Below are 26,506 nucleotides of genomic sequence, written 5' to 3' on the forward strand. Positions count from 1 at the left end.
GCCTGGTGGCGGACCGTCAGGAGAACAGCCGCTTCCAGGTGTCCGGGCCGGGGTAGCCGTCGGCCTCGGCGCCGCGCCAGCCCTGGGCCTCCTGGAAGGCCTGCACATTGCGCCGGTCGGCGTCCGTCCAGCGCGGGCCCGGGCCCTCGGTGTAGAAGCGGCCGTAGCCCTTGCGGACCAGCTGCTCGCCGAGTTGGCGCACGAAGTCGTTGGCGGCGCCCGGGCCGAACCTGTCGGCGCCCGGGAAGGCCGGCACCCCGGTCCCGGGGTTCACCGGAGGGGTCACCGGCGGGGGCGGCTGCGGGGTGCCGCCGCCGATGTCGCGGCCCTTGCCGTTGACCAGGTAGTCCCAGGTGGCCTTGCCCGGGATGCCGTCCGCCTCGCTGCCGCGCCAGCCCTGGGCGAGCTGGAAGGCCTCGGTGGCCCGCCGGTCCGCCTCGCCCCAGCGCGGGCCGGGGCCCTCGCTGTAGAACCGGCCGCCGCCGCGCTGCACCAGCAGTTGGCCGAGCCGGGTGACGTACGCGTTGTCGGCACCGGGGCCGAACGAGCCGGCGCCCGGGAACGCCGTCGACGAGGAGCCCCCGCCGCCGCTGCCGCCGGTGGAGAGCCCCTTGTAGCGGTACGGGACGTAGGAGGCCGAGTTGTTCCAGTACGCGTACGGGGTGGAGCGCTTGAGGGTGTTCGGCGAGGTCTGCTCGTACGCCACGTAGCGGGTGCGGCCGGAGTCCGTCCAGCCGCCGAAGATCGTCACGTGCGAACCGGACTGCGGGCTGGCCGGGTTGTTGTAGATCAGGACGTCGCCGGGCTGGAGCTCGGCCTTGGTGATCCGCTCGGCGAAGTCCGGCAGGGTCCAGGTGGTCTGGCTGCTGCCCAGCCCCCAGGCCATCGAGACGAAGCCGGAGCAGTCCTGGCGGTAGCCGTCCGACCAGTAGCGGCTCATGCTGTACGGGACCTTCTGGTCGACCCAGCGCTGGGCCCGCTCGATGATCTGGGCCCGGGTGACCGGCGTCGCCGCGGCCCGCGGGGCGGCGAACGAGCGGGCGGAGGGGGAGGAGTCCCCGTAGAGGCCGCTGACCTCGCCCTGCGGGGTCTCGGTGCGGGGAGCGGCCGGGCCGCCCGGGGTGGGTGCGGGGGCGGCGACGGCGGTGGCCGCGCCGGCCGCGCCCCCGCCGAGGGCCGTGCCGACGGCGGCCATCAGCACGGCGGCCCGGCGGCGGACGCTGTGGGCCGCCGCGTGCCCGCCCTCGTGCACCGGCGCGGAGCGCAGCCGGGCCCGGCGGCGGGTGCGGCAGCCCCCGCATATGCAGTCGTCCTCCGGTTCCACCTCGTCGAATTCCCACAGGGGGGTCAGCTGCTCGGTTCGGGTCATTCTCCGCCTCTTGTCTCTCCTGGTGGGGGCACTGCCGGTCAGGCCGCTGACGGCGTGACAGCACGGTCCTTCCCAGGGGCACACCGCGTGTTATCGGGACCAAAGTCCCAAAGCGGACGCCCGGTCGGCACGGCGGACTGCTCCGAACGGGTGACGGCTGTTCGGAGCCGCGGGCGTGGCGCGGTGAGGAGGGGGGTGGTACGGGCCCCGCCGGAGGAATGGCGGGGCGTCAGCCGGCGGGGCGTCAGTCGGCGGGGTGTCGGGCGGCCGGCGGGTTGGCGGGCGAGTAGTCGGGCCCGGTCCAGGTCAGCGGGGTGGCGTCGGCCAGTTCGACGACGCCGGTGACGGTCAGGTCGACCACCCGCTCGGCGCCCGGCAGCTCGGCGGCGGTCGGCCCGGTCCAGTCGGTCCTGGCCTCGCCGGTGATCAGCAGTGCGCCGCCGGTCTCCCAGTCCGGGACGAGCAGCCCGGCCCGGGGGTCGAGCTCCAGGTTTCCCAGCGTCATGAACATGCTGTTGCCCGGGTAGTCGGGCCAGCGCAGCCGGTCCGGTCCGAGCACCCGCAGGAACCCGGGGTTGCCGCCGCGGTGCGAGGCGTCCATCCGGCCCTCCGGCCCCGAGGTGGCGATGAAGAAGGTGTCGGCGGTGGCCGCCAGCAGCTGCTGGGCGGTGCTGAGCGCGGTGCCGGCCGCCACCCGGCGCGGGGTTCCGGCCCCCGGGCGGTCCACCGGGTGGCGGCGCTGGATGTACTTCGGGCAGTTGGCGTAGACCTGGTCGGCGCTGATCACCAGGCCGCCCCGGCCGTCCGGGGCGGAGCGGCCGTTGACCCGCATCCGGCGCCGTCCGGCCGGGTCCAGGGCGATGCTGCCCACCTCGGCCGGGCCGGCCAGGGCGGCCGCCAGCGGGTCGTCCTCGGCCGGCCGGGCGGCCACCGCCACGGTCCGTTCGCCGTCGGCCCGCAGGAAGCCGGCCGGGCCGCTGAGCTGGGTGGCCCAGAGCCGGCCGTCGGCGTCGGCCGCGCCGGCCACCAGCACCCGGCGCTCGGTGAGGAAGCGGGCGGCCACGGCCGGGACGGTGCCGCCGACGGCCCGTCCGGAGTGGTCGGCGCGGTCCGTCCGGCCGGCCCGGTCCTGCACGGCCCGCTCGCCGGGGTGGTAGGGCCCGGGGTGGTGGTGCGTGGTGGCGGCGGTCATCGTCGGTGCCTCCCTCGGGGGTGCCGCGGGTTAGAAGAAGCCGCAGGTCGGGGCGGACGGGACGGGGGCCTCGGCGCCGGTGTCGCGGACGCCCGCCGGGGTGTAGATCTCCAGCCGGATGCCGTCCGGGTCGGTGAAGAAGATCCCGCCGGAGTCGGCGCCCTCGCCGTGCGGGACGACGCCCTCGTGGGCGAAGGAGGCGCCCAGCTCGTGCAGCAGCGCCTCGGCGGCGCGGACCTCGTCGAGCGAGTCGACCTGGAAGGAGAGGTGGTGCAGGCCGGGCGCGCCGACGGGGAAGGAGCCCTCGCTCTGCTGCCAGAGGGTCAGCACCAGGCGGCCGTCGCGGCCGAGGAAGACGAAGGGCTGCTCCGGGTCGGTGCCCTCCTGGACCGGCTCCAGGCCGAGGATCCGCCGGTAGAACGCGGTCGAGCGGGCCAGGTCGGTGACGTTCAGTCCCACGTGGCCGGTCTGCAGGGTGCTGCTGATGGTGCCGGACATGCCTGATCACTCCCGTGGTCAGGGCGCCCCGGGGCGCCGCGCTATAACCGTTACGGTGGACAGTAATGGTTAGGCGCGGAGGGGGTCAACCGATACTGTGGGTTTCAATGGTTAGCTTTTGAGAGAATGGCTGTGCCATGACAAGGGTGTCGAGGGGGCGTGCGAAGGAGGCGGCGCACGGGCGCCGGGCCGCGGTGCGGCTACTCCCACTCCCAGCGGACGCCGATGTGGCCCGGCTGCTGGTCGGGGGCGAGGACGTGCGCGCTCGCCGAGGCGCCGATCCAGAGCTGTTCGCGGCGGCGGTCGACGTCCGCGCCCGGGTCGCGGTCGTACCGCTCGCAGTGCACCGGTACGGTCGCCGGGTCGAAGTGGACCTGGAGCACGTACTCGCGCACCGGGGTGGCGAAGCGGCGGCTGTACTCGGTGGTCTGGGCGCCGCCGGACGGGATCTCCACCTCGTACTCGAAGACGGTGCTGTCACCGAGGCCCAGCGGGCGGTCCAGCATCACCTCGCCGACGATCAGACCGGCCTCCGGGCGGCGGCGCACCCGGCCGAGCCGGCCGTGCCGCACGCCGGTGATCTCCGGACAGCCGGTCGCCTCCTCGTCGGCCTTGTGCACCACCAGGCAGCGGGTCACCCCGGCCACCGTGGCGCGGACCACCTGGCGCATCCGCAGCAGGTTGCCGCGCCGCTCGGCGTCCACGTAGTAGGAGTCGTGGACCGACAGCCGCTCCAGCTCGCCGGCCGGCGGCGCGTCCAGCTCGGCGAACACCTCGGAGATGTCCTGCTCGCCCGGCCAGACGTCCTCCAGCCGCAGGTGGCTGGTGCTCGCGTTGGCCGCCCAACGGCCGCGCGGGCGCGGCGGGCCGAGCAGCGCGGACAGCGTGGAGTGCGGCAGCCCGAGCAGCTCCTCCAGCAGGTGCACGGCGCGCAGCGAGCTGGCCCGCTCGGGCTGGCTGCGTCCGCGCCGCCAGTAACTCAGCGTCGTGACGCTGACCCTGACGCCCCGTTGGGCGAGCGCGGCGCGGATCCGGTCCAGGCTGAGGCCGCTGGCCTCGATCGCCACGTGCAGGGTGTCGGCGAAGCCGCCGGTGGGGCTGGGGCGTCCGGGCGTCGGCGCGGGCGACAGCGGCGGAGCGGGTGGCCGGGAGTCGGGCGCGGAGGCGTCCTGGCGCGGCCCGACCAGTCTGAGTCGTGCGTCCTGGGGGTGCTGTGAGGCCATGTGGTTACCTTCCCCACCGAGCGGGTTCGGCAGACCCGGTGCGGCGCCGGAACGCGCCGTCAATGGCCTCGCCGAGCTGTGGGGAACCCTATGCACGGTCGAGAGGCTACGTCATCAGTCGTGCGTATGACAGTGGTCACGGGGGGTGGGCCGCCCGGTGAGCGATCTTGAAACAGTACGGAAACAGACCGCCCGCTCCCCGGGCGGGCGGCGGGATCCGGCCGGTCGACTGTCCGGTTCCGGCCAGGAACCGCCCGGGCGGTGCCGGACGTAGACTCGGGGACCGTTCGCGAGCGAGGGAGTGCCGATGACGGAGCGGACAGCAGACCCGCGGGACCCGCGCCCGCTGCTCGGGGAGCCGCTCGCGCTCGACCTGCTGAACACGCGGTGGGCCGGGGTGCCGGTCAACGACCTGCTCGCCGAGCCGGAGGGCCACGGGATCTGGCTCTCCTCGGCCGGACTGGCCGGGCGGTGCGCGGCGGACGGGGCCGGACTGGCCGTGCTCCGGGAGGCGCGCGAGGCGCTGGCGGCGGCGGTCCGCGCCCTGGACGCGGGCCGGCCGCCCGGGGCCGCCGAGCTGGCCGGGCTGGACGCCGTACTGCGGCACGGACGGGTCCGGCGGGAGGCCTCGGCGGCCGGGCCGGTGGACCGGGTCGAGGTGGACGAGCCGCACCGGCTGGCCGCCTGGCTGGTGGTGGACGACTTCCTGGGGCTGCTGGCCCGGGGGCCGGAGCGGATCAAGAAGTGCGCGCACGAGGCCTGCATCCTGCACTTCTTCGACACCTCGCAGAACGGCCGCCGCCGCTGGTGCCGGATGGCGGTGTGCGGCAACCGGGCGAAGGCGGCCCGGCACTACGAGAAGGCGAAGGGCTGACCCCGGGACGGTCCGTCCGCCCGGGGCCGGCCCGGAGGCTCAGGCCTCGCCGAGCCACTCGGTGAGGGCGGCGCGCAGCTCGCCGGCGCCCGGGTCGACGGCGGCCCAGGCGGCGTAGCCGTCCGGGCGGATCAGCAGCACGGTGTCGCGCAGCTTGCCGTGCGGGTCGGCCGGGGCGGCGGTGACCAGGCGGTCCGCCCACGGGTCGGCGGCCGCCACCTCGTCATTGCTGACCAGGACGAACCTCCCGGCCCGCAGGGCCTCGTAGAGCCGCTGCGGTGCGGCCGGCCCGCCCTCGCGGGGCGGCTCCAGGCCGGTCAGCCGAAGGTCCGGGACGCGCTTGCCGACCAGCGGGTGGGCGTCCTTGGGCGCCGGGTAGGCGATGCCGATGCCGGAGACGGTGCGGGCGCCGCGCTCCACGACCGCGTCGAGGTGGCCGGCGACCGAGACCAGCGCGCCGCGCAGCGCCCGGGTGGCGGCGGACTGCGCGACGGCGACCCGGATCATGGCGCCGGACACCCGCAGCGCGGTCTTGCCGACCGGGTGCCGCTCGGCCTGGTAGCTGTCGAGCAGCGCGTCGGTGGCCCGGCCCCGCAGGACGGCGGCGAGCTTCCAGGACAGGTTGGCGGCGTCCTGGAGGCCGGTGTTCATGCCCATGCCGCCCGCCGGGGAGTGGCAGTGGGCGGCGTCGCCGGCCAGCAGCACCCGCCCGGAGCGGTAGTGGGGGACCTGCCGCTCGTCGCTGTGGAAGGTGGAGCTCCAGCGGACGTCGTGCAGCCCGTAGTCCTCGCCCAGGGCGCGCCGGGCGATGGCGGCCAGCAGGTCGAGCCCGGGCTCGGCGCCGTCGGGGAGCTGCTCGTTGCGGTCCCAGGCGAGGACGCGGTACCAGCCGTCGCCGAACGGGACCAGGAGCGCGAGGCCGTCGTCGTCGGCGCCCGCGGCCAGGCCGTCCTCGGGCTCGCGCTCCAGCCGGACGTCGGCCAGCAGCACCGACTCGATCACCGACTCGCCGGGGAAGGGCAGGCCGAGCAGGTCGCGGACGGTGGAGTGGACGCCGTCGGCGCCGACCGCGTAGCGGGCCCGGTGGACGGCGGGGGCGCCGTTCTCGACGGTCTCCACGGTGACGCCCTCGGCGTCCTGGCGCAGGCCGGTGACCTCGGCGCCGTGCAGGACCACCGCGCCCGCCTTCACGGCCCGGTCGCGGAGCAGCCGCTCGGTCCGGTACTGCGGGGTCATCAGGACGAAGGGGAAGCGGGTGGGCAGGCCGCCGAGGTCGATCCTGGCCCGGTTGAAGGCGAGCAGCGAGGTGACCGGGCGGCCGCCGGCGATGAGTTCGTCGGCGAGGCCGCGGGCGTCGAGCAGTTCGAGGGTGCGGGCGTGCACGGCGAAGGCCCTGGTGAGGCCGGAATCCTCGGTGCGCCTCTCCAGCAGGGTGACGCCCACGCCGGCGGCGGCGAGGTCGCCGGCCAGCAGCAGGCCGGTCGGTCCGGCGCCGACCACGATGACGTCGGTGACGGTCTGCTTCTCGGTCATGTGTCAGCTCCCGGTGCTCGAACAGCGGCTGGACGCCGGGTGTGGCGTTTCCCCGCCCCCATCATCGCCGCCCGGGAGCGGCGTTGTGAATCTCCGGTCCCCGGCGAGTGGCCGGGGACCGGGGGCGGGCGCTGTCCGGAGGGGGCGGGCGATCAGCTGTGGCGGCGGATCTCCACGGTGCGGAACCGGTTGGCGACGAAGGCGCCGTCGCAGTACGCGGCGTTGGCGGCCGGGTTGGCGCCGGTGCCGTGCAGGTCGGAGAAGGCCGCGGTCTGGTTGGCGTACACCCCGCCGGTGAGGTTGAGCGAGAGCGAGACGCCGGCGTCCAGGGCGGCCTCGACCAGGGCGGCCTCGACCTCGGGGGAGACGGTGTAGCCGGAGGCGGTCATCGCGCCCCGGCTGCGGACGGTGTCGCGCAGCAGCGCTACGGCGGCGGCGGTGTTCTCGACCGCGACGGCGAAGGAGACCGGGCCGAAGCACTCGCTGCGGTAGACCGCCCGGTCGTCCGGCTTGTCGGCGTCCAGCTTGACCAGCGCGGGGGTGCGGACCGTCGCTCCGGGGAACTCCGGGTGCTCGACGGCCCTCGGGGCGAGGGCGAGCTCGCCGTACTCGCCGCCGGCCGCGGCGGCCGAGCGCTGCAGCACGCCCGGGTTGACCACGGCGCCGAGGACGGCGGTGGCCCGGGCGTCGTCGGAGAGCAGCCCCTCGATGGCGGCGGCGAGGTCGCGGACCACCTCGTCGTAGGACTTGGCGCCCTGGTCGGTGTCGATGCCGCCGCGCGGGATCAGCAGGTTCTGCGGGGTGGTGCACATCTGGCCGCTGTACAGCGAGAGCGAGAAGGCCAGGTTGTTCAGCATGCCCCGGTAGTCGCCGGTGGAGTCGACGACCACGGTGTTGACGCCGGCCTTCTCGGTGTAGACCTCGGCCTGCCGGGCGTGCTCCTCCAGCCAGTCGCCGAAGGCGGTGGAGCCGGTGTAGTCGATCAGCCTGATCTCCGGGCGCACGGCCAGGACGGCGGCCACCGTGCCGCCCTCGTGCTCGGCGGCCAGGCAGACCACGTCGGGGTCGAAGCCGGCCTCGGCGAGCACCTCGCGGGCGATCCGCACGGTGAGCGCCAGCGGGAGGACGGCCCGCGGGTGCGGCTTGACCAGCACCGGGTTGCCGGTGGCCAGCGAGGCGAACAGGCCGGGGAAGCCGTTCCAGGTGGGGAAGGTGTTGCAGCCGATCAGCAGCGCCAGGCCGCGCGGGACCACGGTGAAGTCCTTGGTCATCACCAGCGGGTCGCGCTTGCCCTGCGGCTTGGTCCAGCCGGCGCTCTCCGGCAGCCGGGTCTGCTCGGTGTACGCGTAGGCGACGGCCTCCAGGCCGCGGTCCTGGGCGTGCGGGCCGCCGGCCTGGAAGGCCATCGCGTAGGCCTGGCCGGTGGTGTGCATGACGGCGTTGGCGTACTCGTGCGAGCGGGCGTTGATCCGGGCCAGGATCTCCAGGCAGACGGCGGCGCGGGCGAGCGGCCCGGCGGCGGCCCAGGCCGGGCGGGCGGCGGTCAGCGCGGCGATCAGGGCGTCGGGGCCGGCGTGCGGGTAGCCGATGCCCAGCTCCAGGCCGTACGGGGAGGCCTCGCCGCCGACCAGGTCGCCGTCGGCGGGGTGGCCGGGCAGCTCGAACGGCCGGTTCAGCAGGGACTCGAAGGCGGCCTTGCCGTCCGCGGCGGCGCTCTCGCCGTAGGCCTTGGGGAACTCGGGGTAGGGCGACCAGTAGTCGCGCTCGGCGGCGGCGCCGACGGCGGCCTCCAGGGTGGCCCGGTGGCGTTCGACGAGTTCGGCGACGTGGGGGTGGGTGACCGCTGCGGACATGGTGTGCGCTCCTCAGAGGGGAGGACGGGACACGTCACAGAGTAACCGAACGATCGGTCGGCTCAAGAGGGCGAACCGGGTCATGACGGAGGGGCGCGTCCGGATCCGGACGCGCCCCTCCAGGTCGTGGGAACGGGGGTGCGGGTCTACGGGATGCCGAGCTCGAAGATCACGTACCCGCCGTACCAGCCGGAGGCGATCGCGCCGGTGCCGAGCACACCGGCCAGCACCGGCCAGCTCAGCCTGCGCATCGCCACCGCGAGCGCGATCAGCAGCGGGAAGGCCGGCAGCAGGTAGCGCGAGGTGTTGCCGAAGATGCCCAGGCTGCCGAGCACCGAGACGATGGTGGCCAGGGTGTAGGCGGTCAGCACCAGCGGCGGGCGCAGCCGGACCAGCAGCACGATCAGCACCGGCAGGCTCAGCACCAGCAGCGTCGCCAGCATGTCGGCCGTGTGGTAGGCGAACGGGTAGTCGTTGCGGCCCAGCAGCACGCCGCGGATCGCGTACCAGGTGCCCTGACCCCAGTCGAAGTAGTGCAGCCAGGCGTCCCGCTGGAGCGTGAAGTAGCCGCCCCAGTCGCCCATCCGCCAGCCCACCCAGCCGACGTAGCCGAGCAGTCCGACGGGGGCCAGCAGCATCGCGGTCAGCGGGCGCAGCACCCCGCTCTCCCGCCGGTACAGCTCCACCAGCGCGGCCAGGCCGACCGCGCCGATCAGCGCCGCCGAGGTGGGCCGGTTGAGGCCGGCGATCAGGGTGATCACCCCGGCCGCCACCCACTGCCTGCCCATCGTGAAGTAGCAGGCCCAGGCGGCCAGCGCGATGAACAGCGAGTCCGAGTAGATCGCCCACTCGGCGCCCGAGCCGGGGGCGATCGCCCACAGCCCGGCCGCGATCACACCCGCGCGCGGACCGGCCATCCGGTCCACCACCGCGTAGATGCCGGCCGCGGCGAACAGCGAGGCGACCACCGAGATCAGCATCCCGGCGCCGTACAGGCCGAACGGGCTGATCTCCGAGATCAGCCGCATCAGGCCCGGGTAGAGCGGGAAGAAGGCGGCCGAGTTCTGCTCGATGGTGAAGCCGGGGGTGCCGCCCGGCACCGGCACCAGGGCCGGGTGGTAGCCGAACTGGGCGACCTGCTGGTACCACCAGCCGTCCCAGCTGGCCAGCACGTCCCAGGGGTTGGCGCCGCCGCCGAACCGGGGGTGCTTCTTGAGGTGGTCCCCGGAGAAGGAGAGCAGCTTCATGAAGACGGTGAAGCCGACCAGCTTCAGCACGGCGTAGCACCAGACGGCCGGGCCGAAGCGCAGGACCAGCTCGCGAGCGCGTTCGCGCCAGTCGGCCGCGGACTCGGCCGCCGAGTCGCCGCGGCGCTGTTCGGGCAGATCGGATTCGACTGCCGGTATTGCGCTCATGCGACTTCCCCACCTGCTCGCTCATGGACGGATCGTCCGCCGAGTCTAGGGTCTGCCGCCGCGGTTTGGTGTGGACCAGGGCACCCGGGCGCCGCCGTACCGGGGCGGGCGGGGATACTCGGAGGATGGCCGATCACACCACGCGTACCGCCTACACCGTGGACTCCCTGCTCGCGGTGACCGTCGACGTCTTCAACGAGCGCGGCTACGACGGCACCTCGATGGAGGACCTGTCGCGTGCGGCCGGGATCTCCAAGTCGTCGATCTACCACCACGTGCGCGGCAAGGAGGAGCTGCTGCGGCTCGCCGTCGGACGGGCGCTGGACGGGCTGTTCGCGATCCTGGCGGAGCCGGCCGCGGTGGACGGCCCGGCGGTGGAGCGGCTGGAGCACGTCGTGCGGCGGACCGCCGAGGTGCTGCTGGCGGAGCTGCCCTACGTCACCCTGCTGCTGCGGGTGCGCGGCAACACGGCCACCGAGCAGTGGGCGCTGGAGCGCCGGCGGGAGTTCGACCACCAGGTGGCCGAGCTGCTGCGGGCCGCGGTGGCGGACGGCGCGCTGCGGGCGGACGTCGAGCCGCGGCTGGCCACCCGGCTGCTCTTCGGCATGATCAACTCGATCGTGGAGTGGTACCGGCCGGGCCTCAAGGCCGCCGACGGGGTCGCGGACGCGGTGGTCCACCTGGCCTTCGACGGCCTGCGGGCGCGCTGAGCCGACCGGTCGGCCCTAGTCGGGCGGGACCTGGTCGGTCTCCTCGAAGACCAGCATGGTGCGGGTGCCGAGCACCTGCGGGATGGACTGGATGCTGCCCAGCACCAGCTCCCGCAGGGCGTGGTTGTCGGCGGTGTGCACCAGCAGCAGGACATCGAAGTCGCCGCCGACCAGCGCGATGTGCGCGACCCCCGGCAGGGCCAGCAGCTGCTCGCGCACGGTGCGCCAGGAGTTCTGCACGATCTTCAGGGTGATGTAGGCGGACGCGCCCTGACCTGCCCGTTCGTGATCCACCCTGGCGGTGAAGCCGCGAATGACGCCGTCCTCGACCATCCTGGATATCCGGGCGTACGCATTCGCCCTGGACACGTGCACCCGCTCGGCCACCGAGCGGATCGAGGCGCGACCGTCCTGCTGCAGCAGCCGCAGGATCGCCCGGTCGACCCGGTCGAGTCTGGACATCTGTTCAGCCGACATGACCCCCCACCCCCACGGATTGGACGCACTGCCACCAGTCGACCGCCACCCGGGCCGATTGTCCACCACCTTCGCACGCTTCTGGTCAAGATGAACAGACGACCGAACAATCGGTAGGGAGCCCCCGCCACCCCTGGAGGTGCCCCGAGATGACCGTTCTCGACCACAGACACGACACGGCGGTGCCCGGTTGGCTGCCCGGGGCCACCGCCCCCCGCACCGACCCGGCCCCGCTGCTCCCGGACCCCGCTCCCGTCCGCGTCCTCGGTACCCCCGCGCTGGAGAAGTACGACCCCGCCCTGCTCCGCGAGCTGTACCGCCGCCTGGTCGTCGGTCGCCGGTACAACCAGCAGGCCACCACCCTCACCAAGCAGGGCCGGCTCGCCGTCTACCCGGCCTCGACCGGGCAGGAGGCCTGCCAGGTCGCCGCCGCGCTGGTGCTCGGCGAGCAGGACTGGCTGTTCCCCAGCTACCGCGACACCCTGGCCGTCGTCTCGCGCGGGGTGGACCCGCTGGAGGCGCTCACCCTGCTGCGCGGCAACGCCCACACCGGCTACGACCCGCGGGCCAGCCGGACCGCCCCGCTCTGCACCCCGCTGGCCACCCAGGGCCCGCACGCCGTCGGGCTGGCGCACGCCGCCCGGCTGAGCGGCGACCCGGTGGTCGCGCTGGCGATGCTCGGCGACGGCGGCACCAGCGAGGGCGACTTCCACGAGGCGCTGAACTTCGCCGCCGTGCTGCGGGCGCCGGTGGTCTTCCTGGTGCAGAACAACGGCTACGCCATCTCCGTCCCGCTCAGCGCGCAGTCCGCCGCCCCGACGCTGGCCCACAAGGCCGTCGGCTACGGGATGCCCGGCCGGCTGGTGGACGGCAACGACGCGCCCGCCGTGCACGGCGTCCTGGCCGAGGCCGTCGAACGGGCCCGGACCGGCGGCGGCCCGACCCTGGTCGAGGCGGTGACCTACCGGGCCGAGGCGCACACCAACGCCGACGACGCCACCCGCTACCGGACCGAGGCCGAGGTGGCGGCCTGGCGCGAGCACGACCCGATCCTGCTGATGGAGCGGGCGCTGCGCGAGCGCGGGGTGCTGGACGACGCCCTGGTGCAGGAGGCGGCCGACGAGGCCGAGGCGCTCGCCGCCCGGATGCGCGCCGAGTTCCACGCCGAGCCGGAGCTCGACCCGATGTCCCTGTTCGCCCATGTGTACGCCGAGCCGACCCCGCAGCTGCGCGAGCAGGCGGCGCGGCTGGCCGAGGAGCTGGCCGCCGAGGCCGAGGTGCAGCACTGATGACCACGGCCCCCACGCCCACCCCCACCCGCGCCCCCGCCGCCGGTGCCCGCACCGCCAGCATGGCGCAGGCGCTCAACTCGGCGCTGCGCGACGCCATGCGCGAGGACCCGACGGTGCACGTGCTCGGCGAGGACGTCGGCGCGCTCGGCGGCGTCTTCCGGATCACCGACGGGCTGACCGCCGAGTTCGGCCCGGACCGCTGCCTGGACACCCCGCTGGCCGAGGCGGGCATCCTCGGCACCGCCGTCGGCATGGCCATGTACGGGCTGCGGCCGGTGGTGGAGATGCAGTTCGACGCCTTCGCCTACCCGGCGCTGGAGCAGCTGTTCTCGCACGTCGCCAAGATGCGCAACCGCACGGCCGGCCGGCTGCCGCTGCCGATCACCGTCCGGATCCCGTACGGCGGCGGCATCGGCGGCGTCGAGCACCACAGCGACGCCTCCGAGGCGTACTACGCCGCGACCCCGGGCCTGCACGTGGTCACCCCCGCGACGGTGGCAGACGCGTACGGGCTGCTGCGGGCCTCGATCGCCTCGGACGACCCGGTGGTCTTCCTGGAGCCCAAGCGGATGTACTGGGGCAAGGCGGAGTTCGACCCGGCCGCCCCGGTCGAGCCGGTCGGCCGGGCCGTGCTGCGGCGGACCGGCACCTCGGCGGTGCTGATCACCTACGGCCCCTCGCTGCCGGTCTGCCTGGAGGCGGCCGAGGTGGCGAAGGCCGAGGGGTGGGACCTCGCGGTGCTGGACCTGCGCAGCCTGGTGCCGTTCGACGACGAGACGCTCTGCCGGGTGGTGCGCTCGCTCGGCCGGGCCGTGGTGGTGCACGAGGCCGGCGGCTTCGGCGGCACCGGCGCGGAGATCGCCGCCCGGGTCACCGAGCGCTGCTTCCACCACCTGGCCGCGCCCGTGCTGCGGGTCACCGGCTTCGACGTCCCGTACCCGCCGCCGATGCTGGAGCACCACCACCTGCCCGGGGTGGACCGGATCCTGGACGCGGTCGCCCGGCTCCAGTGGGAGGACTGAGGATGATGCCCGTCGTACGCGAGTTCACCCTGCCCGACCTCGGTGAGGGGCTCACCGGGGCGGAGGTGGTGCGCTGGCTGGTCGAGGTCGGCGAGGTGATCGCGGTCGACCAGCCGGTGGCGGAGGTGGAGACCGCCAAGGCGGTGGTCGAGGTGCCCTGCCCCTACGGCGGGGTGGTGACCGCGCTGTTCGGCGAGGTGGGCCAGGAGGTCGCGGTCGGCGCGCCGCTGGTGACGGTCGCGGTGTCGCCCGGCGAGGGGGAGAAGCCGCTCGTCGCGGTGTCGGCCGCGGTGCCGGCGGAGCCCGCGGCGGAGGTGGAGCGGCCGCTGGTCGGGTACGGGGTCGCCGAGCCGGGGCGGAGCGGGCGGCGGCGCCGGGTCGGGGTCGCGGCCGCGGCTCCGGTCGCGGCCGCGGCTCCGGTCGCGCCCGCGGCTCCGGTCGCGCCCGCCGCTCCGCCGGCCCCGGTGGCCGCGCAGGCTCCGCCGGCCGTGCGGGCGCCGGCCGTGCCGCCGGTGATCTCGCCGCTGGTGCGCCGGCTGGCCCGGGAGCAGGGGGTCGACCTGACGGCGGTCACCGGCAGCGGGCCGGACGGCCTGATCATGCGGGCGGACGTCGAACGGGCGGTCGCGGCGAAGGTCTCCGGACCGGGCGGCGTGCCGGCCGCCGCGCAGCCGTCGTCGGTGGCACCGGTGCCTTCGGTGCCGGCCGTCGCCGGGGAGGTCGTCCCGCTGCGCGGGCTGCGCAAGGCGGTGGCCGAGAAGCTCGGCCGCAGCCACCGGGAGATTCCCGCCGCGACCTGCTGGGTGGACGCCGACGCCACCGAACTGATTGAGCTGCGGCGGCAGTTGAATGCCGTTCCGGGGCCGAAGGTGAGCGTGCTGGCACTGCTCGCCCGGATCTGCACCGTCGCGCTGGAGCGCTTCCCCGAGCTCAACTCCAGTGTGACCGGGGACGGTTCGGGGATCCTGCGACACCCGGCGGTGCACCTGGGCTTCGCCGCCCAGGGCGAGCGCGGGCTCGTCGTCCCGGTGGTGCGGGACGCGCAGCGCCTCACCACCGAGCAACTCGGCGCCGAACTGGGTCGGTTGACCGAGGCGGCGCGGACCGGGTCGATCGCCCCGGCCGAGCTGACCGGCGGTACGTTCACCCTGAACAACTACGGGGTGTTCGGGGTGGACGGCTCCACCCCGATCCTCAACCACCCGGAGGCGGCGATGCTCGGCGTCGGCCGGATCGTCGCCAAACCCTGGGTCCACCGGGGGGAGTTGGCGGTGCGCGAGGTCACCCAGCTGTCGTTCACCTTCGACCACCGGGTCTGCGACGGCGGTACCGCGGGCGGGTTCCTGCGGTTCGTGGCGGACTGTGTCGAGCAGCCGGGCATGCTGCTGCGGCAGCTCTGAGCGGGTCCGGCCCGAGCAGGGTCGCCCTGGGTGGCGGATCCGCCACCCAGGGCGACACGGATCGAGCGAGGGTAGCGCGTCCCGGGGGCGGGTGTCCGGGCTTCGCGCGATTCGTCGGATGAGCAGTCCGGGCGTGCCACGCTTCCTGGGCGTCAGCAGAGACAAGCCAGGTGGTGGCGAAGGCCGGCCGGAGGCGAAACGATTCACTTGGGTACTCGAAACCTTGCGGTGAAGTCCCGCAGAACACTCCTGGTCCGGACCGGCCACGGCTCGGCGGCGGCCTCGGCCGTGCCCGGTCTGCCGGGCGCCGCTCCGGGCGCCGCTCCGGGCGCCGCGCAGGCCGTCCGACCGGTGCCGCCGGTGCCGCCGGACCTGCCGCCGGTCGTAGCGCCGACCGTCCCGCCGGCGGTGCCGCCGCGGCCGGTCGACCCGCCCGCGGTCCCGGCGCCGAGCCGTCCGGACGCCGCGGTGCCGGGGCCGCTGCCCGAGCCGCTGTTCACCAGCGCCCCGGGCCTCAACTGGGCCGTCCCGGCCCTCCCGCCGGTGCCGCCCGCGCCGGACCCGCGCGCGGCGGCCGGGCTGCCGCCGACCGCCCGGGACCTCGAACTGATCCGGGCCAGTCTGGCGGTGGTCGAGCCGGTCGCCGACCGGGCCACCGCGCACTTCTACGCGCTGATCTTCCTCGGCCACCCCGAGGTCCGGGCGCTCTTCCCGGCCGCCATGGACGTCCAGCGCGACCGCCTCTTCCGCGCCCTGCTGACGGCCGCCCGCGGCGCCGGCGATCCGGCGGGCCTGCGCGCGTACCTGCGGGCGCTGGGCTGCGCCCACCGCCGGTACGGCACGCTGACCGGTCACTACGGTCCGGTCGGCGAGTGCCTGGTGGCGGCGCTGGCCAGGTACGCGGGCAGCCGGTGGAGCGCCGAGACCGAACTGGCCTGGCGCCGGGCCTACCGGCTGATCTCCTCGATCATGATCGAGGCCGCCGAGGAGGACGCCCGCACCTCGCCGCCCTGGTGGCAGGGCGAGGTGGTCGCGCACGAGCGCCGCACCCGGGACGTCGCGGTGCTCACGGTCCGCCCCGACCAGGCGTACCCGTACCGGGCCGGGCAGTACACGAGCCTGGAGACGCCCTGGTGGCCGCGGGTCTGGCGGCACTTCTCGTTCGCCTCGGCGCCCCGGCCGGACGGTCTGCTGACCTTCCACGTCAAGGCGGTGCAGGCGGGCTGGGTGAGCAACGCGCTGGTGCACCGGGCCGCGCCCGGGGACGTGCTGCGGCTCGGCCCCGCGGCCGGCGGGATGACCCTGGACCGCGCCGACGGCGCGGACCTGCTGCTGGTGGGCGGCGGCACCGGGATCGCGCCGCTGCGGGCGCTGGTCGAGGAGGCGCTGGAGGACGGCGCGGCGGCCCGCTCGGTGGAGGTGTTCTACGGTGCCCGGCGCGCCGAGGAGCTGTACGAGCTGGCCGGCCTGCGGGAGCTGGCGGAGCGGCACGGCCGGCTGGCCGTCCGGCCGGTGCTCTCCGGCTCCGGCTACGGGGCCCGCGACGGGGCGGGCCCGGCCGGGGCGGCCGCGACCGGCCCGCTGACCGGTGAACTCCCGGAGGCGGTGGCCCGGTTCGGGCCGTGGACCGGGCGGACGGCCTACCTCGCCGGGCCGCCCGCGATGGTCCGGCGGACCGCGGAGGCCCTGCTGCGGGCCGGGCTGCCGGCCGAGCGGATCCGGCACGACCTGGCCGCGCGGTGAGCGGGCCCGGCGGCCGGGGCGGGGCCGGCGTCAGCCGAGGTCGGGCGCGAGCAGCGCGCGGATGCCCTCGATGTTGGCGGCCAGGTACGCCCGCAGGCTCGGCGGCACCACGTTGACCGAGGTGACGCCCTCGCGGGTGAACGGCACCCGGACCACCTCGTAGCCGCCGTTGGGCTCGTCGACCTCGGGGCCGTGCCGGCGGTCGAGGTCCATCGAGGCGAGCCGGCAGACGAAGAAGTGCTGCACCTTGACCCCGTGCGGGTGGAGCAGGGTGCCGTCGGGGTGGTGGGTGTGGCTGATGGTGTCCACGAAGGCGGGGACCGCGTCGACCACCTTGCCGCCGAGCTCCTCGTCCACCTCGCGGTGCAGCGCCTCCACCACCGTGCGGTCGCCGGGCTCGACACCGCCGCCGGGGGTGATCCAGTACGGATGGGGCGAGCCGGGGCGGGTGCGCTTGATCAGCACGAGCGAGGCCGGTCCGTACGGGTTGTCCGGGTCGACCTCCAGCAGGATCGCCCGGGCGGTGCGCTGGACGACGGGGCGGGGCGGGGTGCGCATGGCGACCTCCGGGGCTGGAGCGTTGTGCGGGAGTCTCCCGCGACCCGGCGCGCCCGAAACGCGGCTTGCCGACCGATGCGTCCGCCCGTGATCGGTTCGTTGCGGTGATAGGTCTTGGATAGCGAAGATGAACGTTGAACAGATCTTCGAAAGACAGGTCGTAGGCTTATATTGCCTTTGATTTGAAGGATTTTATTGAGTGAACTGTGTCAGAGTCATTGCAGCCGCGCCGAGCCTGTGCTGCAATGGGCGACTATCGGGCAAATCGGAGTGATTCACTCCGCATGCTCTTCTCTGCAATGACTCGGGCTGGGGGCTGGCTGTGGCCATGGATCGGATCGCAGAGCGTACCGCGCCGTCGACGCGGCCGGCGCGCACTTCGCGCAAGGAGCGGCAGCCCACCCTGATCTCCTCCGTCCAGCGGGCGCTGCGCCTGCTGGAGGCCGTCGGCGGGTTCCGGCACGGGGCCACCGCCAAACAGCTCGCCCGCGCCGCCGGCCTGCCGCTCGGCACCGCGTACCACCTGCTGCGGACCCTGACCCACGAGGGCTACCTGCGGCGGTCCGACGGCCGCTTCTTCTACGGCGAATCGGTCGAGGGCATCGTCCTGGCCGACGACCGGCAGGCCGAACGGCACGGGCTGCGGGCGCGGATGGAGGGGTTAAGCGATGAACTCGGCGGGGCCGTCTACTTCGCCCTCTACCAGGACGGCGAGGTCACCGTGGTGGACACCGTCGACGGCGTCCACCGGCCGGCCGTCGAACCGTGGGCCGACTTCCGGGCCACCGCCCACGCCCACGCGATCGGCCAGTGCCTGCTGAGCCAGCTCCCCGAGGAGGCCCGGCGCGACCACCTCGCGCGCCACCCCCCGGTGGGGCTCACCCCGGCCACGCTCGTCGACGAGTCGGCCGTCCTGCGCCGGATCGCCGGGGTGCGGCACACCATGCCGGTGGTCGAGCGCCAGGAGTACGCGATCGGCACGGTCTGCGCGGCCGTGCCGATCACCGTCGGCTCGGTGGTCGCCACCATGGCGGTCTCGCTGCCGGTCGAGCAGGCCGACCGGCTCGCCGTGGTCGCGGGCCAACTGCGGCGCGGTGTCGGTGCGATGACGCCGTCGTTCGTGCTCTGACCACACCGCCGCACCCGGCCGGTCCGCCCGCGGACCGGGCAATCCCGCTCGTTCACCATTTGAAAAAGCACATCTTGTCCACTACGTCCCCGGGCGGGGACGATGAGGCTGGACGTAGCGCACGCAATTCCTCCCCTGTCAGCCAACAGCCTTGTCCGGGTACCCGCGAACCCTCACCCCACGCGCGGCCGGGCAGAACGAGAGGTGTCGGTGCCATGCAGCACAGCACAGTCCAGGGCCACCTGACCATGAACCTGGTGGTCTCGGAGGAGCTCACCTTCCGCATCGTGGTCGACCTCGACTACGACCCCGCCGATCCCTACGCGGTCCGCTTCACCTTCCACCTGCCCGGCGACGAGCCGGTCACCTGGGTCTTCGCCCGCGAGCTGCTGCTCGACGGGCTGGCCCGGCCGTCCGGTGAGGGCGACGTCCACATCCACCCGGTCGGCGGGGAGCTGGGCGAGGTCTGCCTCGTGCTGCGCTCCCCCGAGGGCGACGCCGTGCTGCACGGCGCCGCGCCGCCGCTGATCGCCTTCCTGGCGCGCACCGACCGGCTGGTGCCGATCGGGGAGGAGGCCGCCGCCGGCGACCTCGACGCCCAGCTCGCGCTCATCCTGCACGGCCACGAGAACGCAGGGTGAGCCGCCGGCGGGCGCAGGACGCGCATCGAAAGGGGCCCGTACCCGGGTGGTTCACCGGGTACGGGCCCCTTCCGTGCGGGCCGGCACGGGAGGCGCTCAGTCCTCGTCGAGGGCGAGGCTGAGGCCCCAGGAGACCAGGCTGACGATCAGCGCGCCGAGCAGCGCCGACCAGAAGCCGTCGACGTGGAAGTCCAGATCGAGCTTGTCCGAGGCCCAGGAGGTCAGCCAGAGCATCAGCGCGTTCACCACGAAGGTGAACAGGCCCAGGGTGAGGATGAACAGGGGGAGCGAGAACAGCTGTACCACCGGCTTGATCAGCCAGTTGACCACGCCGAACACCAGTGCCACGGCGAGCACCGTGAGCGTCTTGTGCTGCCAGTCGTCCCCGGTGAGCGTGATCCCGGTGACGATCCAGGCGGCGACCCAGATGGCCGCCGCGTTGATCAGTGTCTTGATGAGGAAACCCTTCATGGGGCCAGCGTCCCAGGTCGGTCAAGGGGAGGCCATGTCCCGACCGGTGCGGTGGTGTTGAATGCCGGTGGGCCGAAGCCGCACGAGGAGGGGTGTCCCGATGAAGTTGTTCCGGCTGGACCGCCTGGACGCCGAACGCGCCGCCAACGACGGCGCGTACCTGCGCTTCCTGCGCGAGCCGCGGATGTCCGCCGGCCTGTACGCGCTCTCCCCCGGCGACACCGACACCCAGACCGCGCACGCCCAGGACGAGATCTACCAGGTGATCAGCGGCCGGGCCGAGCTGACCGTCGGGGACGAGACCGCCACCGTGGGCCGGGGCACCGTCGTCTACGTGCCGGCCGGGACGCCGCACCGCTTCCACCACATCACCGAGGAACTGCGGGTGCTGGTGGTCTTCTCGCCGCCGGAGGACTAGCCGGTCAGGGCCGGTCAGGGCCGGTCAGGGCCGGCCAGGGCACCCGGCGGGGCGCCGGGCGGGGCCGGTTAGGGTCGGGGCATGAGCAGCCTGAGCCTGACCGAAGAACTCTGGGCGGCGATCGATCCGGTCTACGCCGAGATCCTCGCCCACCCCTTCATCGCCGGCCTGACCGACGGCACCCTGCCGCGGGAGGCGTTCCGCCACTTCGTCGTCCAGGACTCGCACTACCTGCGCGACTACGCCCGCGCGCTGGCCGTCTGCGCGGCCAAGGCGCCCGGCGAGGAGGAGGTGCGGGCCTTCGCCGACGACGCGATCGGCGCGCTGGCCGCCGAGCAGGGGATGCACGCCGAGTTCCTGGACGCCTTCGGCGACACCGCCGAGGGCGCCGCCGCCGAGCCGGTGCTGCCGACCACCCGCGCGTACACCAGCTACCTGCTCGCCACCGTCTACGGCGGCTCCTTCGCCGAGGCGGTCGGCGCGGTGCTGCCCTGCTACTGGATCTACGCCCGGGTCGGCGAGCGGCTGCTCGCCGAGGGCTCCCCGGACCCGCTGTACGCGAAGTGGATCTCCACCTACGGCGACGAGGCGTTCCAGTCGGTGGTGCGCCGGGTGCTGGCGCTGACCGACCGGCTCGGCGAGGAGATGTCCCCCGCCGAACGGCGCCGGGTGACCGAGCACTTCGTCACCACCTCGCGCTACGAGTGGATGTTCTGGGACGCCGCCTGGCGCGGGGAGGCCTGGCCGGTCTGAGCCCCGTCGGGGGACCGCGCCGGGCCCGGTGCCGAGGGCGGTGTCCGGGGCGTTCCCCGAGGTCGGGACGGGGGTTCACCCCGGGACCGGGGTCGGGGGGATCTCCGGGTTCTCTCGGGGCCGTTGGGCCTCGTTCCGCCTCTCACGCCACCGTACGATCGAAGTACCGAAGCGAACGGGATGCGGCACCGGACGGCAGCCGACCCCCTGGGGAGAGAAGGAACGGACATGGCTGAGCTCTGGAAGTCGCTGCCCTCGTGGGTGCGGAACATCGTCGTGCCGGTGCTGGTCCTGGTGCTGGCGTGGAACCTGCTGACGTTCGTCTTCGGGGTGGTCGGCGCGCTGCTGGCCTTCGCCGTCAAGGCGCTGGTGGTGGTCGGCATCGCCGCCGCCGTGGTGGTGCTGGTGAAGAAGGCCGCCAGGAACTAGACCGCAGGGAAGCGGCCTGCCGGGAACCGGGACACCGGAAGCGGACATCGAGGCCCGACGCCCGCGCCCCTCCGGGGGACGCGGGCGTCGGGCGTTTCCGGGGGCGGGTCAGTCGGCGGGTCGGCCGGCGGGCTCGCGCAGGAAGGCGTCGAGGTCCCGCTGCGGCCGCCAGCCCTGGGAACGGGCGCGGGCGAGGTCCAGCACCACGCTGCGGGAGAGCTGGTCCACCGCGTACGGGGTCAGGCCGGGGAGCCGGCCGGTGCGGGCGGCCAGCCGGGCCAGCGGGGCCGGGACGTGGTGGATCCGGGCGCTCACCCCGTGCGCGGCCAGCACCGCGCGGACCACCGCGTCGCGCCGGTAGGGCCGGGCGTCGGCGATGTTGTAGGCGACCGGCGTCCACGGGCGGTCGCCGGTGCGGCCCGCGCCGACCGCGGACAGGCAGGCGTCGGCGAGGTTCTGCACGGCGGTGAGGCTCAGCCGGACGTCGCCGCCGGGCAGCAGCAGCCGGCCGTTCCGGACCCGCTCCAGCAGCCGGGGCACCAGGTGCGGGTCGCCCGGGCCGTAGACGGCGCGCGGGCGCAGCACCACGGCGCCCGCCGCCAGCGCGAGCCGCTCCCCGGCGGCCTTGGTGCGGCCGTACGCGTTGAGGTGGCCGGCCTCGGTGGGGTGGTGCTCCTGGACGGACCCGCGGCCGGGGCGGGGGTCGTAGACGCTGGCACTGGAGACCCAGGCGAGCGGCCGGTCCCCGGCGGCGCGCAGCAGGCGCTCGGTGCCGGTGACGTTGACGGCGTGCTGGGCGGCCTCGGCGGCGGACCCCGGGGGCAGGTCGGCGACGGCGGCGGCGCAGTGCACCACCGCGTCGGCGCCGGCGAAGTCGGGCTCCCCGGCGATGGCGTCCCAGCGGACGTGCCGCCCGGCGGGTCCGGGGCGGCGGCCGTAGCAGAGCACGTCGTGGCCGGCGGCGACGGCGGCCCGGACGACGTGCGAGCCGCAGAAGCCGCTCGCGCCGGTGACGGCGATCCGCATCGGGGTTCTCCTCGGGGGTGTGGTGGGGGCGGCTGTTCGGGCAGGGGGCAAACGGGGGTCAGCCGGGCGTGCGGGTGGCGCGCAGGGTGAGGACGGACCAGCCGGGCAGGGCGGAGCGGCGGTCGACGCGGGCGCCCGTGACCACCGGGGCGTACGGGGCGAGTGCGAGCAGCAGCTCGGCCAGCAGGGCGCGGGCCGCCCCGGCGCCGGGGCAGGCGTGCGGGCCGGCGCCGAAGACGGCCTGGGCGGCGGCGGGTCCGGGGGACGGCGCCGGGCGGTGCGCCCCGGCGGCGTGCCGGGCGACCAGGATCAGCCGGTCGCCCTTGCGGACGGCCCGGCCGGCCAGTTCGCCGTCGGCGGCGGCCACCCGGGGGAGCAGCGGCGAGGGGGCGGTGAGCCGCAGCAGTTCGGCGGCCAGCGCGGGCGCGCCGGCGGCGTCGACCGAGGGCCAGATTCCGGCGTCCGCGCACCAGGCGGCGGCCCGGGGGAGGGCGGCGACGGTGGTGTTGACGGTCGCCACCGCGACCATCGCGTCCCGGGGGTCGGGCAGCAGGGCGGCCAGGTCGGCGGCCCGGGCGGCGGCGGTCCGGGCGGCGTCGCGCGGGCGCGGGCCGGGCAGGTGGTCGCGGGCGGCGGCCGCGGCGGCCTCGGCGGCGGCGCCGGCCAGGGCGTGCGGGCAGCCGCTCGCGCCGGTCAGCACGGCGGCCGTCACTCCGGCCAACGCGCGGGACAGCGCGACGAGTTCGAGTTCTCCGGCGGCGAGCGCCGGGATCCGCTCGGCGAGCACGGCCCGCCAGTGCGGGCGGAGCCGGTCCACCGCCGCCGCGTCCAGGGCGGCGGCCAGTTCCCGGCGGGCGGTGCGGTGGTCGGCCCCCTGCTGGTCGAACAGCACGCCGCCGTCGGTGAGTTCGGCGGCGGCCCCGCCGGTGGTGCCGGGCGCGGTGCGGTCCAGCGGGATCCGGGTGAGCGCCTCGCGGTAGGCCTCGGCGCCGTGCACCAGCACGGTGCGGCCGAGCCGGGCCACCGGACGGCGGCGGGTGGCGGCGAGCAGCGCGAACAGCAGCGGGTGGCTGCGCAGATAGACCCGGCGGTCCCGGCGGCGGGCGCCCGGGTGCCGGGCCGGCTCCGGTCGCGTCCCGCCGGTCACAGCGCCAACTCCCGGGCGCAGTGGGCCGCGGCGGCCGCCCGGTCGGGCTTGCGGGAACGGCCGGTCAGCGGCACCTCGCCGAACAGCAGGGCGTCGGGGCGGGCCGAGCCCATCCGCTCCAGCGGGCCGGCCAGCGCGCCGCGCAGCCGCCGCGGGTCGGTGCCGGGCGAGGGCTGGACCAGGGCGACCAGCCGTTCGTCACCCTGTTCGTCCGGGACACCGACCAGCACCGCGAGTTCGACGCCCGGCAGGTGCAGGGCCGGCTCGTACAGGCCCGGGTAGATGTTCTCGGCGCGGCGCAGCACCATGTCCTTGAGCCGTCCGGCGAGCACGATCCGGCCGTCCGGGTCGAGCGTGGCGCGGTCGCCGGTGCGCACCCAGGGCTCGGGTTCCTCACCGAGGTACCGGTGGCGGGCGCCGGGGCCGGCGAGCAGCAGTTCACCGTCCGCGGCGAGATCGGCGCGCACGCCCGGCAGCGGGGCGCCGACCAGGTCGCCGGGCCCGCTGAAGGCGCTCTTCGCGGCCTCCTCGACGGCCGCCGCCGGGAACAGCTCGGTCAGCGCGTAGACGCCCCAGGCCTGGTCGGCCCCGGCCTGCTTGACCCGGCGCAGCAGGGTCGCGTCGGCGGGCGCCGAACCGGTCCAGACCCGGCCGGTGAACCGGGCCCCGGTGGCGAGGGCGGCGCGCAGCTGCGGCGGGGTGAGGTAGCTGTGGGCCGGGGCGAGCCGGCCGAGCTGGCGGGCCAGGGCGGCGGGTTCGCGGGCCGGCAGCGCGACGGCGGCGCCGGCGGCGAGCGCGGGGACCAGCACGAAGAAGGTGCCGCCCAGCACCACCGTGCCGGGCCGCGGGTCGACCAGGTCGGTGACGGTGCGCAGCCCGGCGGCCAGACCGCTGCGGGAGTGCACGACGGCGCGCGGGCGGGCGGTGGTGCCGGAGGTGAAGACGATCACGGCGTCGCCGTCGCGTTCGGGCGCCTCGCGGCCGGGGACGCCCGGCACCGAGGCGCCGAAGGGGTTGGTGTGCAGCCGGGGCGCGCAGCCGGGCAGCCGGCGCCCCAGGGTGGCGACCGGGCCGAGGGCGGCGAGCGGGGGCAGCGCGAGGCCGGCGCGGCGGGCGAGCGGGCCGGCCCAGCCGGCCACGGCCTGGGCGGCGGCGTCGGCGAGCACCAGGTCGGGCCGGGCCAGCGCGAGCCGGGCGGCCAGCACGTCGGGGCCCGCGGTCGGGTCGAGGACGGCGGTGCGCAGGCCGAGCCGGTGCGCGGCGATCAGGACGGCGAGGGCGCGCGGGCCGGGGCGGACCGCGACACCGAGGGTGTCGCCGTCGCGCAGGCCGCGGGCGCGCAGGGCGACGGTGTGGTTGTCCGCGAGGTCGGCGAGTTCGCCGCGGCGGATCCGCACCCGGGTGGTGCCGAGCCGGGTGTGCCGCAGCACGGCCGGGCGGTCGGGGTGGACGGAGCGCAGGGCGTGGGCGAGCCGGTCGAGCACGGCGGGTCCTCGGGTTTCGGCGGGGCGGGACGGGTCGGGGCGGCGGGGTCAGCGGACGTCGACGGCGCGGGTGCCCGCGCCGCGGTCCAGGTACCAGCGGGCGGTGCCGACCACCCCGTACGCGCGGATCCGCCGGGTGGAGTTCTGCACCACCATGTCGCGGCGGTGGACGATCGCCCGGGTGTGCCGGCGGACCCGGTTGACGAACAGCCGGTCGGTCGGCGAGGGGCGGCGCGGCATGCCGCCGACCGCCCGGTACAGCTCGGCGGTGATCGCCATGTTGTTGCCCGCGTGCATCCGGTACGGGGTGAGGTAGCCGTGCCGGCGCCGGTGCGCGGGCCGGATCCGGCCGAAGAGGGCGCCGGCCGCGACCAGGACCAGGAAGACGGTGCGCCCGGCGGGCCCGTGCTCGTCCCGGCGGGCGGTGACCCGGCCGCAGACCAGGCCGCCGCCGGCGAGCAGCGCGGCCCTGGCGGCGGCCGTCCAGCCGGGTTCGGGCAGGCAGTCGGCGTCGGTGCGGGCGAGCAGGGTGGCGCCCCGGGCGATGGCGTGCCGGAACGCGGTGTCGACGGCGGAGCCGACGCCCTTCTCCGGTTCGACCAGCACCTCGACCGGGAACGGCGCCCGGTCGGCGAAGGCGCGGACGGCGTCCACGGTGCCGTCGGTGGAGCCGTTGTCGGCGACCAGCAGGGTGAACCCCCGGTCCCGCTGGGCGGCGAGGGCGTCCAGGGTGGCGGCGATCCGGGCCGCCTCCTGGTAGGCCGGGACGATCACCCACAGCGCGGTCACGACACCTCCCAGACCATCGTCATCAGACTGGCGCCGCCGCCGAGGCCCACCATCAGCACCCTGTCGCCCGGAACCAGCGTCGAGCGTATTCGGTCGAGTTGGACGCCGATCGTGGCACTGGCGACATTGCCGAGCTCGGGCACGGTGACCACCAGCTTCTCCTCCGGGACGCCGGTGGCCTCGACGAACCGCTCCAGGTAGGGGACGGTCACCTGGTGCACCAGCACCCGGGCGTAGTCGTCCCAGCCGAGGCCGGTGCGGGCGGCCGTCCGGGTCAGGACGTCCGCGCCGATCTTCTCGAAGACCGTGCGCAACTCCGGTCCGCCGCCCCGGAAGTAGCTGTACTCGTCGCCGCGCGGGTGCCGTGAGCCGCCGCCCGGGATGCCGCCGACCCGCCAGTGCTCGGAGGCGGTCTCGGTCTCCACGCCGAGGATGCCGCCGCGCTCCACCGCCTCGACGACCACGGCGGCGCCCGCGTCGCCGAAGGTGTAGCCGGCGAAGCCGTCGCGGAACTCCGCCGCGCCGCTCGGGTCGCGGCGCATCGCCCGGCTGGGCGTCTCGCCGGTGACCACCAGGGCCCGCCGGGCCCGGCCGGCCAGGATCATCGCGCGGGCCAGGTCGATCCCGTTGAGGAAGCTGTTGCAGGCGTTGCTGACGTCGAACGCGTGGGCGCGGGAGCCGAGTTCGGCCTGGACGAGGTGGGCGGTCGCGGGCTCGGCGACGTCCCGGGTGGCGGAGGCGAAGATCAGCAGGTCGAGGTCGAGCGGGTGCAGTCCGCGGGAGTCCAGGGCGCGCCGGGCGGCGCCGACGGCCAGGGTGGAGGCGTACTCGCCGTCGGCGGCGAAGTGCCGGGTGACGATGCCGGTGGCTTTCTCGAAGGTCCGCTCCGGCAGCCGCAGCCGGCCGCCGGCGGTGATCTCGTCCTGGAGCTGCTGGGAGGTCAGTCGGCGGGTGGGGAGCTGGGCTCCGACGGCGGTGATGCCGATCCGCGCGGTGGCTGCTGGATGCATGGTCCCATCGTCCAGTGCGCCCGGTGGCGGCCGCCTGAGTACCCGTACTC

26 protein-coding genes are annotated in these 26,506 nt (G+C 75.3%); 11 read left to right on the plus strand and 15 right to left on the minus strand.

The features are described from left to right. Positions 1 to 16 precede the first annotated feature (16 nt). The 4 genes from ACFVFS_RS13030 to ACFVFS_RS13045 all read right to left on the minus strand — a co-directional run bounded on the left by ACFVFS_RS13030 (position 17) and on the right by ACFVFS_RS13045 (position 4,282). A complete protein-coding gene (locus tag ACFVFS_RS13030) occupies positions 17 to 1,369 on the minus strand; it encodes a peptidoglycan-binding protein (RefSeq protein ID WP_380623276.1) in 1,353 nt (450 codons plus the stop codon). Between the two features lie 244 nt (positions 1,370 to 1,613). Then, positions 1,614 to 2,561 carry a pyridoxamine 5'-phosphate oxidase family protein gene (locus tag ACFVFS_RS13035; RefSeq protein WP_380623278.1) on the minus strand — a complete coding sequence of 316 codons (948 nt, stop codon included), beginning with the start codon at positions 2,559 to 2,561 and terminating at the stop codon, positions 1,614 to 1,616. A gap of 30 nt (positions 2,562 to 2,591) precedes the next feature. After that, on the minus strand, positions 2,592 to 3,059 hold the full coding sequence (locus tag ACFVFS_RS13040) for a VOC family protein (protein ID WP_380623280.1): 468 nt from the start codon (positions 3,057 to 3,059) through the stop codon (positions 2,592 to 2,594). A gap of 200 nt (positions 3,060 to 3,259) precedes the next feature. Continuing rightward, positions 3,260 to 4,282: an XRE family transcriptional regulator gene (locus ACFVFS_RS13045; RefSeq protein ID WP_380623282.1), complete on the minus strand. Its 1,023-nt coding sequence runs from the start codon at positions 4,280 to 4,282 to the stop codon at positions 3,260 to 3,262. A 307-nt stretch (positions 4,283 to 4,589) separates the two neighbouring features. Here ACFVFS_RS13045 and ACFVFS_RS13050 point away from each other — a divergent pair, with 307 nt between their 5' ends. After that, positions 4,590 to 5,156: a CGNR zinc finger domain-containing protein gene (locus ACFVFS_RS13050; RefSeq protein WP_380623284.1), complete on the plus strand. Its 567-nt coding sequence runs from the start codon at positions 4,590 to 4,592 to the stop codon at positions 5,154 to 5,156. 39 nt (positions 5,157 to 5,195) lie between these two features. Here the strand turns inward: ACFVFS_RS13050 and ACFVFS_RS13055 are convergent, their stop codons facing one another. From ACFVFS_RS13055 to ACFVFS_RS13065, 3 genes are all read right to left on the minus strand, one after another. After that, complete coding sequence (locus ACFVFS_RS13055; protein ID WP_380623286.1) at positions 5,196 to 6,689, minus strand: FAD-dependent monooxygenase; 1,494 nt, start codon at positions 6,687 to 6,689, stop codon at positions 5,196 to 5,198. Positions 6,690 to 6,841: 152 nt separating this feature from the next. Next, positions 6,842 to 8,542: a phenylacetic acid degradation protein PaaN gene (paaN, locus tag ACFVFS_RS13060; RefSeq protein WP_380623288.1), complete on the minus strand. Its 1,701-nt coding sequence runs from the start codon at positions 8,540 to 8,542 to the stop codon at positions 6,842 to 6,844. A gap of 146 nt (positions 8,543 to 8,688) precedes the next feature. After that, positions 8,689 to 9,957 carry a hypothetical protein gene (locus ACFVFS_RS13065; protein ID WP_380623290.1) on the minus strand — a complete coding sequence of 423 codons (1,269 nt, stop codon included), beginning with the start codon at positions 9,955 to 9,957 and terminating at the stop codon, positions 8,689 to 8,691. A 125-nt stretch (positions 9,958 to 10,082) separates the two neighbouring features. Between ACFVFS_RS13065 and ACFVFS_RS13070 the strand changes: the two genes are divergently transcribed. Next, the gene (locus ACFVFS_RS13070) at positions 10,083 to 10,667 is read left to right on the plus strand and encodes a TetR/AcrR family transcriptional regulator (RefSeq protein WP_380623292.1); all 585 of its coding nucleotides are present in this window, start codon (positions 10,083 to 10,085) and stop codon (positions 10,665 to 10,667) included. 15 nt (positions 10,668 to 10,682) lie between these two features. Here ACFVFS_RS13070 and ACFVFS_RS13075 read toward each other — a convergent pair whose 3' ends face one another. Beyond that, on the minus strand, positions 10,683 to 11,129 hold the full coding sequence (locus ACFVFS_RS13075) for an Lrp/AsnC family transcriptional regulator (protein ID WP_380623294.1): 447 nt from the start codon (positions 11,127 to 11,129) through the stop codon (positions 10,683 to 10,685). A gap of 164 nt (positions 11,130 to 11,293) precedes the next feature. On the opposite strand from ACFVFS_RS13075, the gene pdhA reads away from it, so the two are divergent. The 4 genes from pdhA to ACFVFS_RS13095 all read left to right on the plus strand — a co-directional run bounded on the left by pdhA (position 11,294) and on the right by ACFVFS_RS13095 (position 16,601). After that, positions 11,294 to 12,433 (plus strand): pyruvate dehydrogenase (acetyl-transferring) E1 component subunit alpha, encoded by a 1,140-nt coding sequence (gene pdhA, locus ACFVFS_RS13080; protein ID WP_380623296.1) that lies wholly within the window; start codon positions 11,294 to 11,296, stop codon positions 12,431 to 12,433. Next, positions 12,433 to 13,458 (plus strand): alpha-ketoacid dehydrogenase subunit beta, encoded by a 1,026-nt coding sequence (locus ACFVFS_RS13085; protein ID WP_380623298.1) that lies wholly within the window; start codon positions 12,433 to 12,435, stop codon positions 13,456 to 13,458. Before pdhA ends, ACFVFS_RS13085 begins: the two co-directional genes overlap by 1 nt. 5 nt (positions 13,459 to 13,463) lie before the next feature. Next, entirely contained in the window at positions 13,464 to 14,858 is a 1,395-nt protein-coding gene (locus tag ACFVFS_RS13090; protein WP_380623338.1) for a dihydrolipoamide acetyltransferase family protein, read from the plus strand. Between the two features lie 228 nt (positions 14,859 to 15,086). After that, on the plus strand, positions 15,087 to 16,601 hold the full coding sequence (locus tag ACFVFS_RS13095) for a globin domain-containing protein (RefSeq protein ID WP_380623300.1): 1,515 nt from the start codon (positions 15,087 to 15,089) through the stop codon (positions 16,599 to 16,601). Positions 16,602 to 16,631: 30 nt separating this feature from the next. Here the strand turns inward: ACFVFS_RS13095 and ACFVFS_RS13100 are convergent, their stop codons facing one another. After that, positions 16,632 to 17,159 (minus strand): NUDIX domain-containing protein, encoded by a 528-nt coding sequence (locus ACFVFS_RS13100; protein ID WP_380623302.1) that lies wholly within the window; start codon positions 17,157 to 17,159, stop codon positions 16,632 to 16,634. A 328-nt stretch (positions 17,160 to 17,487) separates the two neighbouring features. Here ACFVFS_RS13100 and ACFVFS_RS13105 point away from each other — a divergent pair, with 328 nt between their 5' ends. Both ACFVFS_RS13105 and ACFVFS_RS13110 read left to right on the plus strand, forming a co-directional pair. Beyond that, a complete protein-coding gene (locus tag ACFVFS_RS13105) occupies positions 17,488 to 18,288 on the plus strand; it encodes an IclR family transcriptional regulator (protein ID WP_380623304.1) in 801 nt (266 codons plus the stop codon). Between the two features lie 215 nt (positions 18,289 to 18,503). After that, on the plus strand, positions 18,504 to 18,929 hold the full coding sequence (locus tag ACFVFS_RS13110) for an SsgA family sporulation/cell division regulator (protein WP_376086453.1): 426 nt from the start codon (positions 18,504 to 18,506) through the stop codon (positions 18,927 to 18,929). A gap of 96 nt (positions 18,930 to 19,025) precedes the next feature. Here the strand turns inward: ACFVFS_RS13110 and ACFVFS_RS13115 are convergent, their stop codons facing one another. Further along, on the minus strand, positions 19,026 to 19,400 hold the full coding sequence (locus tag ACFVFS_RS13115) for a phage holin family protein (protein WP_380623306.1): 375 nt from the start codon (positions 19,398 to 19,400) through the stop codon (positions 19,026 to 19,028). A 100-nt stretch (positions 19,401 to 19,500) separates the two neighbouring features. On the opposite strand from ACFVFS_RS13115, the gene ACFVFS_RS13120 reads away from it, so the two are divergent. The 3 genes from ACFVFS_RS13120 (at position 19,501) to ACFVFS_RS13130 (ending at position 21,000) form a co-directional block, all read left to right on the plus strand. After that, positions 19,501 to 19,818: a cupin domain-containing protein gene (locus ACFVFS_RS13120; RefSeq protein ID WP_344338921.1), complete on the plus strand. Its 318-nt coding sequence runs from the start codon at positions 19,501 to 19,503 to the stop codon at positions 19,816 to 19,818. An 81-nt stretch (positions 19,819 to 19,899) separates the two neighbouring features. Next, positions 19,900 to 20,571, plus strand: a complete 672-nt coding sequence (gene tenA, locus ACFVFS_RS13125; protein WP_380623308.1) for a thiaminase II — start codon at positions 19,900 to 19,902, stop codon at positions 20,569 to 20,571. A gap of 228 nt (positions 20,572 to 20,799) precedes the next feature. Next, a complete protein-coding gene (locus tag ACFVFS_RS13130) occupies positions 20,800 to 21,000 on the plus strand; it encodes a DUF5326 family protein (RefSeq protein WP_380623310.1) in 201 nt (66 codons plus the stop codon). A 108-nt stretch (positions 21,001 to 21,108) separates the two neighbouring features. Here ACFVFS_RS13130 and ACFVFS_RS13135 read toward each other — a convergent pair whose 3' ends face one another. Genes ACFVFS_RS13135 through ACFVFS_RS13155 form a run of 5 tightly spaced genes read right to left on the minus strand, consistent with a single transcriptional unit; the run spans position 21,109 to position 26,456 of the window. Then, positions 21,109 to 22,026 carry an NAD-dependent epimerase/dehydratase family protein gene (locus ACFVFS_RS13135; protein WP_380623312.1) on the minus strand — a complete coding sequence of 306 codons (918 nt, stop codon included), beginning with the start codon at positions 22,024 to 22,026 and terminating at the stop codon, positions 21,109 to 21,111. 58 nt (positions 22,027 to 22,084) lie between these two features. Next, positions 22,085 to 23,173, minus strand: coding sequence for a cytochrome P450 (locus ACFVFS_RS13140; protein ID WP_380623314.1), 1,089 nt, complete (start codon positions 23,171 to 23,173; stop codon positions 22,085 to 22,087). After that, positions 23,170 to 24,657: a class I adenylate-forming enzyme family protein gene (locus ACFVFS_RS13145; protein ID WP_380623316.1), complete on the minus strand. Its 1,488-nt coding sequence runs from the start codon at positions 24,655 to 24,657 to the stop codon at positions 23,170 to 23,172. Before ACFVFS_RS13145 ends, ACFVFS_RS13140 begins: the two co-directional genes overlap by 4 nt. Positions 24,658 to 24,705: 48 nt before the next feature. Further along, on the minus strand, positions 24,706 to 25,446 hold the full coding sequence (locus ACFVFS_RS13150) for a glycosyltransferase (protein WP_380623318.1): 741 nt from the start codon (positions 25,444 to 25,446) through the stop codon (positions 24,706 to 24,708). Continuing rightward, positions 25,443 to 26,456, minus strand: a complete 1,014-nt coding sequence (locus tag ACFVFS_RS13155; protein ID WP_380623320.1) for a 3-oxoacyl-ACP synthase III family protein — start codon at positions 26,454 to 26,456, stop codon at positions 25,443 to 25,445. Before ACFVFS_RS13155 ends, ACFVFS_RS13150 begins: the two co-directional genes overlap by 4 nt. Positions 26,457 to 26,506 lie beyond the last annotated feature (50 nt).

Source organism: Kitasatospora sp. NPDC057692, from assembly GCF_042799475.1.
Lineage (GTDB): Bacteria > Actinomycetota > Actinomycetes > Streptomycetales > Streptomycetaceae > Kitasatospora.

Bases quoted from the DNA above. Each gene is read 5' to 3' on its own strand.
- ACFVFS_RS13030 (WP_380623276.1), bottom strand. From the start codon at position 1,369: ATGACCCGAACCGAGCAGCTGACCCCCCTGTGGGAATTCGACGAGGTG.
- ACFVFS_RS13035 (WP_380623278.1), bottom strand. From the start codon at position 2,561: ATGACCGCCGCCACCACGCACCACCACCCCGGGCCCTACCACCCCGGC.
- ACFVFS_RS13040 (WP_380623280.1), bottom strand. From the start codon at position 3,059: ATGTCCGGCACCATCAGCAGCACCCTGCAGACCGGCCACGTGGGACTG.
- ACFVFS_RS13045 (WP_380623282.1), bottom strand. From the start codon at position 4,282: ATGGCCTCACAGCACCCCCAGGACGCACGACTCAGACTGGTCGGGCCG.
- ACFVFS_RS13050 (WP_380623284.1), top strand. From the start codon at position 4,590: ATGACGGAGCGGACAGCAGACCCGCGGGACCCGCGCCCGCTGCTCGGG.
- ACFVFS_RS13055 (WP_380623286.1), bottom strand. From the start codon at position 6,689: ATGACCGAGAAGCAGACCGTCACCGACGTCATCGTGGTCGGCGCCGGA.
- paaN (WP_380623288.1), bottom strand. From the start codon at position 8,542: ATGTCCGCAGCGGTCACCCACCCCCACGTCGCCGAACTCGTCGAACGC.
- ACFVFS_RS13065 (WP_380623290.1), bottom strand. From the start codon at position 9,957: ATGAGCGCAATACCGGCAGTCGAATCCGATCTGCCCGAACAGCGCCGC.
- ACFVFS_RS13070 (WP_380623292.1), top strand. From the start codon at position 10,083: ATGGCCGATCACACCACGCGTACCGCCTACACCGTGGACTCCCTGCTC.
- ACFVFS_RS13075 (WP_380623294.1), bottom strand. From the start codon at position 11,129: ATGTCCAGACTCGACCGGGTCGACCGGGCGATCCTGCGGCTGCTGCAG.
- pdhA (WP_380623296.1), top strand. From the start codon at position 11,294: ATGACCGTTCTCGACCACAGACACGACACGGCGGTGCCCGGTTGGCTG.
- ACFVFS_RS13085 (WP_380623298.1), top strand. From the start codon at position 12,433: ATGACCACGGCCCCCACGCCCACCCCCACCCGCGCCCCCGCCGCCGGT.
- ACFVFS_RS13090 (WP_380623338.1), top strand. From the start codon at position 13,464: ATGCCCGTCGTACGCGAGTTCACCCTGCCCGACCTCGGTGAGGGGCTC.
- ACFVFS_RS13100 (WP_380623302.1), bottom strand. From the start codon at position 17,159: ATGCGCACCCCGCCCCGCCCCGTCGTCCAGCGCACCGCCCGGGCGATC.
- ACFVFS_RS13105 (WP_380623304.1), top strand. From the start codon at position 17,488: ATGGATCGGATCGCAGAGCGTACCGCGCCGTCGACGCGGCCGGCGCGC.
- ACFVFS_RS13110 (WP_376086453.1), top strand. From the start codon at position 18,504: ATGCAGCACAGCACAGTCCAGGGCCACCTGACCATGAACCTGGTGGTC.
- ACFVFS_RS13115 (WP_380623306.1), bottom strand. From the start codon at position 19,400: ATGAAGGGTTTCCTCATCAAGACACTGATCAACGCGGCGGCCATCTGG.
- ACFVFS_RS13120 (WP_344338921.1), top strand. From the start codon at position 19,501: ATGAAGTTGTTCCGGCTGGACCGCCTGGACGCCGAACGCGCCGCCAAC.
- tenA (WP_380623308.1), top strand. From the start codon at position 19,900: ATGAGCAGCCTGAGCCTGACCGAAGAACTCTGGGCGGCGATCGATCCG.
- ACFVFS_RS13130 (WP_380623310.1), top strand. From the start codon at position 20,800: ATGGCTGAGCTCTGGAAGTCGCTGCCCTCGTGGGTGCGGAACATCGTC.
- ACFVFS_RS13135 (WP_380623312.1), bottom strand. From the start codon at position 22,026: ATGCGGATCGCCGTCACCGGCGCGAGCGGCTTCTGCGGCTCGCACGTC.
- ACFVFS_RS13155 (WP_380623320.1), bottom strand. From the start codon at position 26,456: ATGCATCCAGCAGCCACCGCGCGGATCGGCATCACCGCCGTCGGAGCC.